This is a genomic window from Streptomyces sp. NPDC043176 (assembly GCF_056436715.1).
Map to the genome: position 1 here is coordinate 90,673 of NZ_JBWKCA010000016.1, position 14,108 is coordinate 104,780.

The 14,108-nt window shown below is 70.6% G+C and carries 12 protein-coding genes and 1 tRNA gene; 5 read left to right on the plus strand and 8 right to left on the minus strand.

Translation table 11 applies throughout. The annotated features are described in order from the left end of the window. Nucleotide 1: 1 nt before the first annotated feature. On the minus strand, nt 2–481 hold the full coding sequence (locus AC067A_RS24860; RefSeq protein ID WP_479244683.1) for an N-acetyltransferase family protein: 480 nt from the start codon (nt 479–481) through the stop codon (nt 2–4). Nucleotides 482–703: 222 nt separating this feature from the next. Next, complete coding sequence (locus tag AC067A_RS24865) at nt 704–1,162, minus strand: hypothetical protein (protein WP_479244684.1); 459 nt, start codon at nt 1,160–1,162, stop codon at nt 704–706. Between the two features lie 120 nt (nt 1,163–1,282). On the opposite strand from AC067A_RS24865, the gene AC067A_RS24870 reads away from it, so the two are divergent. Beyond that, nucleotides 1,283–2,671 carry an NAD(P)/FAD-dependent oxidoreductase gene (locus AC067A_RS24870; protein ID WP_479244685.1) on the plus strand — a complete coding sequence of 463 codons (1,389 nt, stop codon included), beginning with the start codon at nt 1,283–1,285 and terminating at the stop codon, nt 2,669–2,671. Nucleotides 2,672–2,717: 46 nt separating this feature from the next. Here the strand turns inward: AC067A_RS24870 and AC067A_RS24875 are convergent, their stop codons facing one another. The 3 genes from AC067A_RS24875 to AC067A_RS24885 form a co-directional block, all read right to left on the minus strand. After that, complete coding sequence (locus AC067A_RS24875; protein WP_479244686.1) at nt 2,718–4,178, minus strand: hypothetical protein; 1,461 nt, start codon at nt 4,176–4,178, stop codon at nt 2,718–2,720. A 487-nt stretch (nt 4,179–4,665) separates the two neighbouring features. Then, the gene (locus AC067A_RS24880) at nt 4,666–4,890 is read right to left on the minus strand and encodes a cold-shock protein (RefSeq protein ID WP_033203862.1); all 225 of its coding nucleotides are present in this window, start codon (nt 4,888–4,890) and stop codon (nt 4,666–4,668) included. A gap of 618 nt (nt 4,891–5,508) precedes the next feature. Next, nucleotides 5,509–5,769 (minus strand): DUF7683 domain-containing protein, encoded by a 261-nt coding sequence (locus tag AC067A_RS24885; protein ID WP_479244687.1) that lies wholly within the window; start codon nt 5,767–5,769, stop codon nt 5,509–5,511. Nucleotides 5,770–6,390: 621 nt separating this feature from the next. Here AC067A_RS24885 and AC067A_RS24890 point away from each other — a divergent pair. Further along, nucleotides 6,391–7,950, plus strand: a complete 1,560-nt coding sequence (locus AC067A_RS24890; protein WP_479244688.1) for an alkaline phosphatase family protein — start codon at nt 6,391–6,393, stop codon at nt 7,948–7,950. A 266-nt stretch (nt 7,951–8,216) separates the two neighbouring features. On the opposite strand, the gene AC067A_RS24895 is transcribed toward AC067A_RS24890, so the two are convergent. Continuing rightward, nucleotides 8,217–8,293: transfer RNA gene (locus AC067A_RS24895), tRNA-Thr, on the minus strand. A gap of 181 nt (nt 8,294–8,474) precedes the next feature. On the opposite strand from AC067A_RS24895, the gene AC067A_RS24900 reads away from it, so the two are divergent. The 3 genes from AC067A_RS24900 (at nt 8,475) to AC067A_RS24910 (ending at nt 11,068) form a co-directional block, all read left to right on the plus strand. Then, a complete protein-coding gene (locus AC067A_RS24900; protein WP_479244689.1) occupies nt 8,475–9,572 on the plus strand; it encodes an ABC transporter ATP-binding protein in 1,098 nt (365 codons plus the stop codon). Between the two features lie 256 nt (nt 9,573–9,828). After that, nucleotides 9,829–10,239: a hypothetical protein gene (locus tag AC067A_RS24905; protein WP_479244690.1), complete on the plus strand. Its 411-nt coding sequence runs from the start codon at nt 9,829–9,831 to the stop codon at nt 10,237–10,239. A gap of 112 nt (nt 10,240–10,351) precedes the next feature. Next, complete coding sequence (locus AC067A_RS24910; protein ID WP_479244691.1) at nt 10,352–11,068, plus strand: nucleotidyltransferase family protein; 717 nt, start codon at nt 10,352–10,354, stop codon at nt 11,066–11,068. A 350-nt stretch (nt 11,069–11,418) separates the two neighbouring features. Here AC067A_RS24910 and AC067A_RS24915 read toward each other — a convergent pair whose 3' ends face one another. Continuing rightward, nucleotides 11,419–12,990, minus strand: a complete 1,572-nt coding sequence (locus AC067A_RS24915; protein ID WP_479244692.1) for a DoxX family membrane protein — start codon at nt 12,988–12,990, stop codon at nt 11,419–11,421. 106 nt (nt 12,991–13,096) lie between these two features. Beyond that, nucleotides 13,097–14,053 (minus strand): 23S rRNA (guanosine(2251)-2'-O)-methyltransferase RlmB, encoded by a 957-nt coding sequence (gene rlmB / locus AC067A_RS24920; protein ID WP_479244693.1) that lies wholly within the window; start codon nt 14,051–14,053, stop codon nt 13,097–13,099. Nucleotides 14,054–14,108: the final 55 nt, after the last annotated feature.

Sequence of the window (14,108 nt, forward strand, 5' to 3'; positions counted from 1 at the left end):
CCTACACCCCCGCCCCACCGAGCTCAGCCAGCGCCCCGTCCGTCAGGCGGTAGACCGTCCACTCGTCCTGCGGGCGGGCGCCGAGGGACTCGTAGAAGTCGATCGACGGCTTGTTCCAGTTGAGGACCGACCACTCCAGGCGCCCGTAGCCCCGGTCGACGCAGATGCGGGCCAGTTCGCGCAGCAGCGCCTTGCCGTGGCCGCCGCCCCGGACCTCGGGACGGACGTACAGGTCCTCCAGGTAGATGCCTTGGACACCGCGCCACGTCGAGAAGTCGAGGAACCAGAGCGCGAAGCCGGCGACCTCGCCGGAGTCGGTCTCCGCGATGTGCGCGAAGGCCGCGGGGTGCTCGCCGAAGAGGGCCTCGTGGATCTGGTCCACGGTCGCGTGGACCTCGTCGAGGGCCTTCTCGTACTCCGCGAGGTCGCGGACCATGGCGTAGATGACAGGGACGTCGGCAGGCGTGGCTGTACGGATCATGGAGTCAGCCTGCCCCGGAGCAGGCCCTCCTGGCCAGCAGGATCCGTGTCGGCGCCACCTGCTCGTCGTCGAGTCCCGGTTCGCCGTCCTCGACGTCCCACAGCCCGTTCCGCAGCACCCGGCCGAGCGTCCACGCCACCGCGCGCCGCCGGCCGTCGACGGCCTCGGCCAGCAGGTCGAACCTCCGGAGCAGCTCGCCCGGATCGGGATCGAACCGGTCCGTCAGCGCCGGCAGCAGCTCGAACCCGGGATCCCCGGCCGGCGGCTTCGGGTCGATCGCCGGCCACGCTCCCCGCCCGCCGGACCGAGCCGCGCCGCCGCGCCCGGCACCTCCGCGAGCATCCCGGCCGCGAGCGCCGTGCCGCACCGGGGGTCGACGTACACCGTGACGATGGCCGTGCCGCGCCGGGGGGCGACGTACACCGTGCCGGTGCGCGGGGCCTTCGCCTCACCGACGACGATCTTCGTACCGGCCACGGCCGCCGGGAGCCCCGCGAGGACGGCGGCGTGCTCGGCGGGGGCCGCCGTCACCGTCGCGGCCGGAGCCGCGGGCGGCTGCCGGTCGCCCGAACACCCCATCGCCGCAAGGCCGATGAGACCGGCGACGACCGCCGTGGCGACAGCGCGCCGGGCGCTGCGCACGGGCCTGGAGAAGTCCTTGCGGAACAACGAAATCCGCACCGGGGCGGCACCCTCGGACCCGGGCCGGGCACCGCCGGGGAACCGCCGCCGAAGGACCCGTATCCAGGGGACCAAGGCCCCGGGTAACGTCCCGCCCACGCACCCGGAAGAGGGATAGACATGAGCACCACCAACGGCGGCATTTCGTTCTGGTACGCGCAGGAGGGCGCCCCCGCGCCCCGCGAACCGCTCCCCGGCGACACCACCGCCGACGTCTGCGTCGTCGGCGGCGGCTACACGGGCCTGTGGACCGCCTACTACCTCAAGAAGGCCGTCCCCTTCCTCAACATCACCGTCCTGGAGGCCAAGTTCTGCGGGTACGGGGCCTCCGGCCGCAACGGCGGCTGGCTCTACAACGGCATCGCCGGCCGCGACCGTTACGCCGAGCTGCACGGCCACGAGGCGGCCGTCCGCCTCCAGCAGGCCATGAACGCCACCGTCACCGAGGTCCTCGACGTCTGCGAGACCGAGAAGATCGACGCCGACCAGCACCGCGGCGGCGTCCTCGAAGTCGCCCTCTCCCCCGCCCAGCTCGTCCGTCTCAAGGCCTTCCACGCCGCCGAGACCGCGTTCGGCGAGACCGACCGCGAGCTGTACGGCGCCCGCGAGACCGCCGACCGCGTCCGCGTCACCGGCGCCGTCGGATCCTCCTGGACCCCGCACGGCGCCCGCCTCCACCCGGTGAAACTGGTGACGGGCCTCGCGGCCGCCGTCGAGGCGCTCGGCGTCACGATCCACGAGTCCACCCCGGTCACCGAGATCAAGCCCAAGCACGCCGTCACCCCGTACGGCACGGTCCGCGCGCCCTACGTCCTGCGCTGCACCGAAGGCTTCACGGCCTCCCTCGCCGGCCAGCGGCGCACCTGGCTCCCGATGAACTCCTCGATGATCGCCACCGAGCCCCTCACCGACGCCCAGTGGGACTCCGTCGGCTGGGCGGGCGGCGAGACCCTCGGCGACATGGCCCACGCCTACATGTACGCCCAGCGCACCGCCGACGGCCGCATCGCCCTGGGCGGCAGGGGCGTCCCGTACCGCTACGGCTCCAAGACCGACAACGACGGCCGCACCCAGCCGCAGACCATCGAGGCCCTCCGCGACATCCTCGTCCGCTTCTTCCCGCAGCTGGCCGGCGTGGGCATCGACCACGCCTGGTCCGGCGTCCTCGGCGTCCCCCGCGACTGGTGCGCCACCGTCACCCTCGACCGCTCCACCGGTCTCGGCTGGGCCGGCGGCTACGTCGGCTCCGGCGTCGCCACCGCCAACCTCGCCGCCCGCACCCTCCGCGACCTCATCCAACAGGACTCCGGCCAGTCCGGCCCCACCGACCTCACCACCCTCCCCTGGGTCGACCACAAGGTCCGCAAGTGGGAGCCCGAACCCCTTCGCTGGCTCGGCGTCCACACCATGTACGCCGCCCTCCGCGGCGCCGACCACCGCGAATCCACCACCCACACCGCCACCACGGACCGCATCGCAACCCTGGCGAACCGCCTGAGCGGCCGCTGACGAGAGGGCGGGGCGGCTCCCGACCGTGCGGGCCGCCCCACCGCCCTCAGGACCGAGCCTGCTTCAACAGCCCCTTGACGGACACCTCCGAGTTGACGGAGACGAAGCCCAGTCCGTACCTCTCGGCCTCCCTGGCCACTTCCTTTTCGTCCAGGCCTTCGTAGATGTCGTAGATCGACTTGGCCTTCTTCTGCTTCTTGAAGTTGAACGAGGACACGAAGACGCTCGGATCCTCTTCCGGCGACCAGAACGCCGCCACGTACCGCGGTTTGCGCGTCACGTTGATCAGGTTCGCATTGTAGCGAACCCTGCCGTGATAGATCACATGCTCGCCACAGTCATCGGGCGGGCAGTAATACCGTCCCTCGGACTCCATCCAGGAGAGATTGTCGTAATAGAACTCGTCATCGACTTTCCCCCGGTCCTGCCGCAGAAAGGCGAACTGGAGAACGGCGTCCAGCGTCTCGTACCTGGTTTCCTTGGGGAGCGTGATCACCCGCTCCATCTTGAACTCCTCCCCGGCATCCAGCGTCGACCCGGGACCCTGGAACTGCCCGGACGCGACTACTTCAGGCTCGGACCCGTCCACGAAGGCCTCCGCCTCCGCGTTCCACCAGCCTCCGTCCTCGTCACCCTTCCACTTCGCCATCCCGTCACCGGACGCCGCGAACTTCGAAAGTTCTCCGAAGACCGTGTAGTCATCGACGACGAGATACACCGGAATCCCGCCGGCATTCCTCGCGTAAAGCTTCAACGGGACATGAATGTAAGGGGAATCGGCATCCGTCTGCGGCACCCCGAACTCCGCCCTGAGCACGAAATGAAGAGGCGCGGCGATCGGCTGGTAAAGAATCGAGTACCCCAGACTGATACCCGTCAGCAGGGCCGTGACGGTGACCCCGGCCGCGAACTTCTTCGGATGCGGAATACCCCGCCACACCTTCTCGCGAATCAACACGTTCAGCGCCCACAGCGACCACAACCACAATCCGAGGAAGAGCCACACGGTGGCGATGTACTCCCGCTCCTGCAACCACAGGAACAGCAGCAACGTCGTCGTGGCCAGCGTCATCAAGACGCCCACCAGCACCAACGCCCCCGACAGCTTCACCTGCCGTCGCCCCCAGTGATCGACCACCGCCGGCAAGGCCATCCCCTGCACGACGCCCGCCAGGAGGAACAACACCCCCACCAACCTCTGCGCGAACGTCAACGCGCCCAGGGCGTCAGCCCAGCCGATCTCCGCATGCAGCCCCAGCGACGCCAGCAGCCCCAGGAGCATCACGGCGATGACCGCCCGCCTTCTCCACCCCCTCTCATCCGGCCAGACTCCACTGTCCCCACCCCGCCAGTGAACCCGCGCGGGATCATCGAGGTCCATGTCCTCCGGATACCCCAGACGCTGCAGCACCCGCCTCAGCTCGCGCAGAGACCAGGCGCTCCCCACCGTCTTTCCATGAATGCTGATCCGGCGCAGACCGCGCCGGTCGGGTGGCTCGACGACCACCCACGGTCGTATCCCCATGCACCCACCCTCCCGGCCCACCCCGCCCCCCGCACCCCCGACTACTGCGTTCGGATGCCCCACCCACCCCCGCACACGCAAAAGAGCCGGCCCCGGGCATCACCTGGCACCGGCCCTTCACCCCGTCCTACCTGCATCCCCCGACCGCGTCCTGAGGGATCAGGCGCTCGGCCCTGAAGCGGAGTCACCGAGGTGCCGTACGTACCTCCCGCTCGCCCACCGCAGCAGCGAGCGCCAACAGCGCTTCGACCTGAGCCATCCGCACCCGCGTCTCATGACTGAGACGCCCCTTCGACTCCCGCTCGACGGTTTCGAGCAACTGGAGCCCCCTGCCGGGTTCGAACCGACGCCCCCCGCTTCACAAGTTCGATCCGAGCCTGCTCCGGCGGCTGATGTCGACGGACGCGACGGCCGGACAGGGGTGCTGGCGTATGTGCCCGTCCAGCGTTGTTGATGTCAGCTGTGGATGTCAGGCACGCCGAGGCGCAATGCTGACCGCGCGGTAGTCGTATCCGTCCTGTTTGAAGCCCGGAGCCTCCCACTTGAGGTCCACCTGTTGTCCGGGCGACAGGGTGCGGAAGCCGGGCGCCTGGATGTCGGAGTAGTGGCCGAAGCAACCCCCGGGGGTCTCGGGGGAGTCGAGCACACCCCACCCTTCCTCGTCGTTCCACTCGCGGACAGTCGCAGTCACCATGGGCGGCATGCTACGGGCTTCGTACGCGCCGACGCGCTTGGTACCTCAGCTTGGAAGCTCAGGTTTCTTGGTAGCGGTTGCTGTGCTGACCTGCGCCGGGAGTGTCCGATCCTCAGCCGGCGGCAGTCAGCCACGATGGCGGGTGCGCCGACCGATCACGCACGCGTATGCCTCGCCGCGGCCCCGCCGGCCTCAGCCACGCCGCCATGTCGTCGACGAGAGCAAGCCGCGCCGGCGGAAGCGTGACGTTGAGACACTGAGTGAGGACCTCTTCGTCCCGAAGCAACTCGGAATGCTTGCTGCCGTGGGCTGGTGTCCCTGTCACCTGCGTTGACAGTCCCCAGGCGTCCGCGCTCGTCCGCCTCTGTTCGTCGGCGTCGTCACGCGGTTAGACGCTCACCGCGCTCAACAGCCAACCACGCACAGGCCCGTTGTCAGTGCCGGCCTCTATGGTCTCAAGCGCGCGGTCGGCTTCCGGGGGCTCCAGCTCTGAAGAGGATGGTTGCATCCCCGGCCTGTCTGGGGGCGGCCCGGAGACTCATCCGGGACCTAACCGACGGTCGGGCTTCGTCGATGGCCAGGAGGTGACCTGCCAGCGCCGACCGCGCACCCCGTCCATCAGCCGGCTGCGTAGGCAGAGGTCTGATAGTCCAGCGTCGGATCGGGCGGACCACAGTGCAGAATCTCGTCCACGGCGGGCCAAACGGCTAGAGGCACGTTGTAGCCGTAGACCATCCAAGGGTCATCCGTATCCGGCGTGATCACCTCACGGAGCCTGATGATCTGCTCCCGGCTGATGGGGTGCTGCGTGCGCAGGAACTCGTCCTTCTTGCTGTATCCGTCCAGGGACCAGACGGCATGTGGTGCTTCTGTGGCCATGGACGGAGCGTAAGACGTTCTCCGAGCAAGGTCGGCGGTGCGGCTTTGGCCAGCGTCCTGCCCGACCTGAGGACGGCATGATCAGGGAGGCGTGCGCCGGCCGGCAACCCGGTCAGGTCCTTGAGACGACACGCTCATCCACCACAGCGAGACCGGTACCGACGCGGAGCGACCCCACCGGCCGGCGACACATCGCGGCAGCAGCTGCTCCCCGCTCGCCCATTCCCGGTGGCGCGTTCGCCTCACGCGCCCGTCATCGGTGACGGCGGGGGTACGGCGTCCGGCCCTACTCAGGGCTCGCAGGCGGCCGGCCTTGCGCAAGAGGCCACCCCTCCCTCGCTGGTGGCCGTCTTTTGGCATCCCCTCGCGGCCGCAGTCGGCAGCGCTCCCGGCCACGCATGCCATGTGACGGTTGCCGTGCCTGTAGGCCCGCTCATGCCCCCCCCATCAACCCGAGCCGTCAGGCGTGCGGGCGGCGGCCGGGCCGGACCGGGGAAGACGCCTCGCGGTGCGGTTGGGCTCGGCCGGGCGTCGGTCGGGGCCCGCTTTGACAGCCCTTTGGGGGTGGAGAAGAGTTGAGCTTGTGCGGGCGGGGGGACGTACCCGGATCGGAGGCCACCGATGCCCACCCCTGACCGTAGTCGCGCACTGGACCATGTGGTCGTGGTGATGTTCGAGAACCGATCGTTCGACAACCTGCTCGGACGACTGTACGAGCCGGGTGAGGTCGCGGCCTTCGAGGGCCTTCACGGTAAGGAGCTGTCGAACCCGATCCCGGACTGGGCCGAGGACCGCTCGGGCGGGCTGACCGTGCCGTACGGGATCGCCGAGACGATGGACACGCCGAACCCGGATCCGGGCGAGGAGTACCAGCACGTCAACACCCAGCTCTTCGGACTGATCGATCCTGAGGGGAACCGGGGAGTGCTGGCCGAGAAGATGGCCGCCCCCTTCAACACTCCGCCGGCCGAGCGAGCCCCGACGATGGACGGGTTCGTCACCGACTACATCAGCGCGTTCTGGGCCGAGATGGGCCGACAGCCCAAGTACCACGAGTACGCGCAGATCATGGCGGGGTACACCCCGGACCAGCTGCCTGTGATGTCCACACTGGCACGCGGCTTCGGCACCTTCGACCACTGGTTCGCCGAAGTGCCCTCGCAGACGTTCACCAACCGTTCCTTCTTCCACGCCGCGAGCGCGTCAGGCTTCGTCGTCAACGCTCCGTACCCCACCTTTCCGCTGGAGAACAACGCGGAGACGATCTTCGAGCGTCTGGACGCCGCCGGTCTGACCTGGCGGGTCTACGTGGACGCACCGAGCTCGATCCCGTTCACCGGGCTGATTCACGGCCCGCGGCTGCGTCACCGGTTCGCCACCCACTTCGTCACCACGGACCGCTTCCTCGAAGACGCCGCCGCCGGCAGGCTGCCCACCTACTCCTTCATCGAGCCCAACCTGTGGCACGGCCACAACGACATGCACCCGCCGGAATCGGCGCTGCTCCAGGGGGTTCCCTTCGACGCCCCTTCGTCTCTGCTGGGCGGCGAGGCATTGCTGGCGAAGATCTACGACGCCGTCCGCTCGTCGACCTCGACGGAAGGGTCGAACGCGCTCAACACACTGCTGATGGTCGTCTTCGACGAGCACGGCGGAACGTACGACCACGTGCCCCCGCCCGCCACCGTCGCCCCGGACCCCGGCGCGCCGCCCGGGCAGATGGGCTTCACCTTCGACCGGCTCGGCGTCCGGCTGCCCGCGATCGCGATCTCGGCCTGGCTGCCCGCCCGCACCGTCGTCACCGGTGTCCACCACCACACGTCGGTCATCCGCACTCTCCGCGAACGCTGGTCCCTCGGCCCGCCCCTCACGGCCCGAGACGCAGACGCCCCCGACCTGGCCGCTCTCCTGAGCCTCGACCAGCCGCGTGACCCGCAAGATTGGCCTGACGTCACCGCCCAGAGGGTTCCCGCCTTCGACCAGGACCTGGTGCCGCCCGACGCGCCGCTCAACCCCTTGGCCACCGCCTTGTTCCACGGCTATCTCGCCCTCGTCGGACAGCTGGGCGCCACAGTGCCTGCGATCGACGCAAAGGCGCCGCTCAAGGGCCGGGAAGCCATGTCGATCGTCCACGAGAGCGCACACACCCTCTTCCCGGGCCTTCGATCGGCGTCAGGCTGAGCCACACCCGCCGTCGAGCGCTGCAACCCCCTGCATCGACCTCGCCGACCGCTCGCCCCCGCTCCCCTCTCAACACTCCACGGCCGGCACCCGCCCACGGAGCCCCCTCCCTCCCAGAGTTCGAGCACCCCCGCCGGAGACACCGTCCTGAGCCGCACTCGCGTACCGCCTCGACAAGGCAGAGAAACCCGCAACAGCCACCTCGGCCATGCCTTACGCCGAAGACCCCCGACCAAGATCGGTCGGGGGTCTTCGCGTTTCCCACCTGGAGCCCCCTGTCGGGTTCGAACCGACGACCCCCGCTTTACAAGAGCGGTGCTCTGGCCAGCTGAGCTAAGGAGGCAGCGAGTGCAGTGTAACCAAAGGGGGAGGGCGGGGGTCGGGAATCTCATGGGCTGGGGAGGGCTGACAGATCGGGTGGGGGGAGGTAGCGTCACTTGCGGTTCACCCTGGTGGACTAGACCTGAATCCTTCCTTTACTCGGATCGTCCGGCACGTTCCTGCCGGTGAAGGGACACATCACCATGGCTTCCGTCACTTTCGACAAGGCGACCCGGGTGTACCCGGGCGCGACCAAGCCGTCCGTCGACCAGCTGGACATCGAGATCGCCGATGGCGAGTTCCTCGTGCTGGTGGGACCGTCCGGCTGTGGCAAGTCGACGTCGCTCCGCATGCTCGCGGGCCTCGAGGACGTCAACGCGGGCGCGATCCGGATCGGTGACCGCGACGTCACGCATCTGCCGCCGAAGGACCGGGACATCGCGATGGTGTTCCAGAACTACGCGCTGTACCCGCACATGACCGTCGCCGACAACATGGGCTTCGCGCTCAAGATCGCCGGCGTGAACAAGTCGGAGATCCGCGCGAAGGTCGAGGAGGCCGCGAAGATCCTCGACCTCACCGAGTACCTGGACCGCAAGCCGAAGGCACTCTCCGGCGGTCAGCGCCAGCGTGTCGCCATGGGCCGCGCGATCGTCCGCGAGCCGCAGGTCTTCCTGATGGACGAGCCGCTGTCGAACCTCGACGCGAAGCTCCGCGTGTCGACCCGTACGCAGATCGCGGGTCTCCAGCGCCGCCTGGGCATCACCACGGTCTACGTCACCCACGACCAGACCGAGGCCCTCACCATGGGCGACCGCGTCGCCGTGCTGAAGGACGGTCTGCTCCAGCAGGTCGACACCCCGCGCAACATGTACGACCGCCCGGCCAACCTCTTCGTCGCCGGCTTCATCGGCTCCCCTGCCATGAACCTGGTCGAGGTCCCGATCACCGACGGCGGCGTGAAGTTCGGCAACAGCGTCGTCCCCGTCTCCCGCGACGCCATCGCCGCCGCGGCCGCCAACGGCGACACCACGGTCACGGTCGGCGTCCGCCCCGAGCACTTCGACGTGCAGGGCCCGACGGGCAAGGACGGCCTGGCCGTCACCGTCAACGTGGTCGAGGAGCTCGGCTCGGACGGCTTCGTGTACGGCTCCACCCGCGTCGGCGGCGAGGACAAGGACCTGGTCGTCCGCGTCGGCGGCCGTGGCGTCCCCGCCAAGGGCACCACGCTGCACGTCGTGCCGCGCGCCGAAGAGCTGCACGTCTTCTCGACCTCGACGGGCGCCCGCCTCAGCGACTGACACGCCCGCCCCTGAGCGCCCGGACGCCCCGAGCGCTCACGTGCTGCCGGACGGCCCCGCATCTGTTGCAGATGCGGGGCCGTCCGTTTAAGCGGACCACGCGGAGCCCACAGCGGACTTACCCCGGAAAACCCAGGCATTCAGGGCCTGCACCGGCACCTCGCGTCAACACGGGATTCGAAAAGGCGCCTCGAACCATCCCTCGCGAGAGTGACTAAATGTCGCCATATCACTACCGCCCGCTACGCTCGCCTCCGTGACGCACACTGCCCGCCGAATCGGCCGCTCCCTCGCCCTCGTCCTGCCCGTCGTCCTGGTGCTCTCGGGCACGCTCGCGGTGTCCGCGGTGCCGTGGGCCGGCCAGAACTCCGGAACCCAGCTGACGGCGTCCTCCTCGGGGGTCTCCGTCCGGGCCAAGTCCCGTGCCCCGCAGGATGTTCTGCGCGACCAGCTCCTCACGGAACTTCAGGAGAAGGACCCCGGCACGGCCCTCACGCACCTCCAGCGCGAGGTGGAGAACCGGCCGTCGCTCGCCAAGCACTGCTTCTCGATCGCCCGCGCCCTCGGCCGCGCCGCCGTCGAGCACTACGGCCCCTCCCGCGCCCAGTCCTTCTCCCGCCCGGTCTGCGACACCTCGTACGCGACCGGCGTCATGCGCGCCGGCTGAACGCCCGCGCGCTGACCGGACACCGGCCGAGCGCGGGCGGGCAGGCCGCCCTCCGGTCCGCGGCCCGCGCGCTGGGAGGCCCGAGCAGGACGGGGCGCCTATCGTTCCCCGTATGCACACCTCTCCGACGCAGGCCGTGGTCCTGGCGGGTGGCCAGGGCTCGCGGCTCCGCCCGTACACAGACGACCGCCCCAAGCCGATGGTCGAGATCCCGGGCACCGGGACCCCGATCATCGGCCATCAGCTTTCCTGGCTCGCCGCCGAGGGCGTGACGGACGTCGTCGTCTCCTGCGGCCATCTCGCCGAGGTGCTCCAGGAGTGGCTCGAGGGCGCGGACCTCCCCCTCAAGGTGACCACGGTCGTCGAGAACGAGCCGCTCGGCCGCGGCGGCGGCCTGAAGTACGCCGCCGCGCACCTGCCCGAGCCGGAGCGGCCCTGGTACGCCACCAACGGCGACATCTGGACCCGTTTCTCGCTGCGCGAGATGGCCGCGTTCCACACGGAGCGGGACGCCGTCGCGACGCTGGCGCTGGCCCGTCCGCGGATCCCGTGGGGCGCCGTCGAGACCGACAACTTCGGTCACGTCACCGACTTCATCGAGGCGCCGCCGTCGCCGTTCCTGATCAACGCGGGCGTGTACGTCTTCTCCGCGGCCTTCACGGACCTCCTCCCCGACCTCGGCGACCACGAGCGGACCACCTTCCCCCGTCTCGCGCGCGAGCGCCGTCTGGCGGGCTTCCCGCTGCCCCAGGGGGCGTACTGGCGGGCCATCGACACCGCCAAGGACCTCACCGAGGCGGCCAAGGAGCTGGCCGCACAGCGGTCCTGACGTCCGGTCACCCCACGGGCGGCAGCCAGACGCGGGCGCCTGACGTACGACGAAGGCGGCGCGCGTACGACGAAGGCGGCGCGCATACCACGAAGGCGCCGGCCCCACGACGCGAGCCCCAACCCCCCGACACGGGCCCCAGCCCCACGACGCGAGCCCCAACCCCCCGGCACGGGCCCCAGCCCCACGACGCGGGCCCCAGCCCCACGACGCGGCCCCAGCCCCACGACGCGAGCCCCAACCCCCCGACGCGGGCCCCAGCCCCACGACGCGACCCCCAGCCGCACGACAGAGGGCGGCGCCGCTCACCCGGCGGTGCCGCCCTCCGTCGTGTCCGTGCGTCTCCGGGGTCAGCCGAGCAGGCCGCCGATCGGGTTCCTCGCGCCGCCGGAGGTCGAGCCGCTCTCGGTGGGGGTGCCGGTGGAGTCGCCGGTGCCGCCGCTCGACGTGCCGCCGGTGCCGGTGGGGGTGTCGCTGCTGGACGGCGGGGGCGCGGGCTTGGACTGGGTGGGCGTACGGCTGCTGGTGCCGCCGGTGCCGCTGCCCTGGGTCGCGGTCGGGCTCTGCGTCCGGGTGGACTGGCGGGTCTCGGTGGGCCGGGTGGCCTCCTGCGTCTCCTCCCGCTCCGCCGGGGCCTTGCTGGTCTCGACGGGCTTGGGGGCGGTGGAGGCGCTCGTGGAGGGCGCGCGGCGCTGCGGCTCGGTGGGGAGCGGCTGGCCGGGCAGGTGGTTGATCGGGTCGTCGTTGGGGCCGGGGACGGTGACCATCTCGGTGGAGCGGACGGCGCCGCCGAGGACGGAGCCGACGAGGAGGGTGAGGCCGACGACGACGGAGGCGAGGAGGGTGCTGCGGCGGATGACGCGGCGGCGGAGGTCCCAGAGGTCGGCACGGGGGCCGAGGGTGCGCCAGGCCTCGCCGGCGATGCGGCCGTCGAGGGAGTAGACGGGGGCGCCGGCGATGATCAGCGGGGACCAGGCGGCCAGGTAGATGATGTCGGCGGAGTCGTAGACCGGGACGGTCCTCCAGCTGACGGTCAGCAGGAGCGCGGCGGACAGCAGGGCGCCGACGACGGCCGCGACGCGCTGCCAGAGGCCGAGGACGGTGAGGACGCCGACGACGACCTGGAGGAAGGCGACGGTGAGTCCGGCGCCGACGGGGTGCTGGAGGGCGAAGTCGCGGAGGGGTTCGGCGAGGGCCCAGGGGTGGAGCGAGTTGAGCCACTTGACCATGGAGCCGCGCTCGCCGCCGTCGAAGTAGACGGGGTCGCAGAGCTTGCCCATGCCGGCGTAGATGGAGATGAAGCCGAGGAAGACGCGGAGCGGGAGGAGCACCACGCCGAGGTTCATCCGGCGGCCGGGGTAGTAGGCGTGCCGGACGGAGTCGTTGCCGTGGCGATGGGCCGCGCGGGTGTGCGGCGCGTCCTGGTCGTACGGCTCGGTGGTCTCGGGCCGGAGCTCGTACACGTCGTCGTAGGCGCCTTCGGCGCGGCGCATCGGCGGCAGCAGGGGCGCGGAGTCGGCGGGCACCACGGGGGTGGGCATCGTGGTGTCGATCCGCGGGATCGCCTGGGTGTCGCCGGTGTCGTGGCCGGGGTGGCCGGCGTGAGCCCCGCGGCCGCCGACCGGTTCGAGCGTGGAGACGGACGACTCGCGTACGGCCTGGAGGAGGCCGGTGGCGCCCGGTGCGGACTTGCCGGTCCACACGACGGGGCGGCGGCGCGGGCCGCCCGCTCCGGCGGCGGCTCCGGACAGGGCGGCGGTGCGGGCTCCGGCGCCGAACTTGGGCTGCGGGGCCGGCGCGAGCCGCACACGGAAGCTGGCGTGGTTCACGATCACCTGGGCGGGATCGGAATCCACCTTGACCATGCTCAGCGCCGGCTGATCGTCGAACCCCGGCCGGGGCGTTCTGGTGTCCACACTCATCTAACCGAGTGATCTGGGTTTAGGACACTGCCTTGACGGCTCGATAATGTCCGAGGCCCGTCAAGATCACGCCACGGCCGGGGCCGGGTGCACTCCGGGTGCGGGGTCAGCCCATGCGGCGGCGGGCGGCCTCGTAGAGGACGACGCCCGCGGCGACACCGGCGTTGAGCGACTCGGCGCCGCCCGGCATCGGGATGCGGACGAGGAAGTCGCAGGTCTCGCCGACCAGGCGGGACAGGCCCTTGCCCTCGGAGCCGACGACGATGACGACGGGGCCGCCCAGCTCCTCCAGCTCGTGGACCTCGCGGTCGCCGTCGGCGGCGAGGCCGACGACCGTGACGCCGGCCTTCTGGTACGCCTCCAGGCAGCGCGTCAGGTTGGTGGCGCGGGCGACGGGGGTGCGGGCGGCGGTGCCGGCCGAGGTCTTCCAGGCACCGGCGGTCATGCCGGCGGCGCGGCGCTCGGGGACGACGACGCCGTGGCCGCCGAAGGCGGAGACGGAGCGGACGACGGCGCCGAGGTTGCGCGGGTCGGTGACGCCGTCGAGGGCGACGATCAGCGGGTCCTCGTTGTGGTCGTACGCCGCCGCGGCGAGGTCCTCGGGGTGCGCGTACTCGTACGGCGGGACCTGGAGGACGAGGCCCTGGTGGTTGAGGCCGTTCGTCATCCGGTCGAGCTCGGGGCGCGGCGCTTCCATGATGTTGATGTTGCCGCGGCCGGTGGCGAGGTTCAGGGCCTCGCGCACGCGCTCGTCGTTGTCGATGAACTGCTGCACGTACAGGGTCGTGGCGGGCACGCCGTCGCGCAGGGCCTCGAAGACCGGGTTGCGGCCGACGACCATCTCGGACAGGCCCTTGCCGCCGCGCCGGGCGACGGGCTTGCGCTTGGCCGCGTTGCGGGCCATCGCGTTGGTGACGCGGAATGCCTTGTGGCCCTTGCGGTCCTCGGCCTTGGGCGTCGGGCCCTTGCCTTCCAGGCCCTTGCGCCGCTGGCCACCGCTGCCGATCGTCGCACCCTTCTTGTTGGACGTGCGACGGTTCCTGCGCTGGCTGTTCCCGGCCATGACTACCTAATCCTCGGTGTTGCGTACGAGGGCCTGTGAGACTCCCGTACGTAGG

Coding starts and splice junctions, on each gene's coding strand:
- AC067A_RS24860 (WP_479244683.1), bottom strand. CDS start 481: ATGATCCGTACAGCCACGCCTGCCGACGTCCCTGTCATCTACGCCATG.
- AC067A_RS24870 (WP_479244685.1), top strand. CDS start 1,283: ATGAGCACCACCAACGGCGGCATTTCGTTCTGGTACGCGCAGGAGGGC.
- AC067A_RS24880 (WP_033203862.1), bottom strand. CDS start 4,890: ATGGTGACTGCGACTGTCCGCGAGTGGAACGACGAGGAAGGGTGGGGT.
- AC067A_RS24885 (WP_479244687.1), bottom strand. CDS start 5,769: ATGGCCACAGAAGCACCACATGCCGTCTGGTCCCTGGACGGATACAGC.
- AC067A_RS24890 (WP_479244688.1), top strand. CDS start 6,391: ATGCCCACCCCTGACCGTAGTCGCGCACTGGACCATGTGGTCGTGGTG.
- AC067A_RS24900 (WP_479244689.1), top strand. CDS start 8,475: ATGGCTTCCGTCACTTTCGACAAGGCGACCCGGGTGTACCCGGGCGCG.
- AC067A_RS24910 (WP_479244691.1), top strand. CDS start 10,352: ATGCACACCTCTCCGACGCAGGCCGTGGTCCTGGCGGGTGGCCAGGGC.
- AC067A_RS24915 (WP_479244692.1), bottom strand. CDS start 12,990: ATGAGTGTGGACACCAGAACGCCCCGGCCGGGGTTCGACGATCAGCCG.
- rlmB (WP_479244693.1), bottom strand. CDS start 14,053: ATGGCCGGGAACAGCCAGCGCAGGAACCGTCGCACGTCCAACAAGAAG.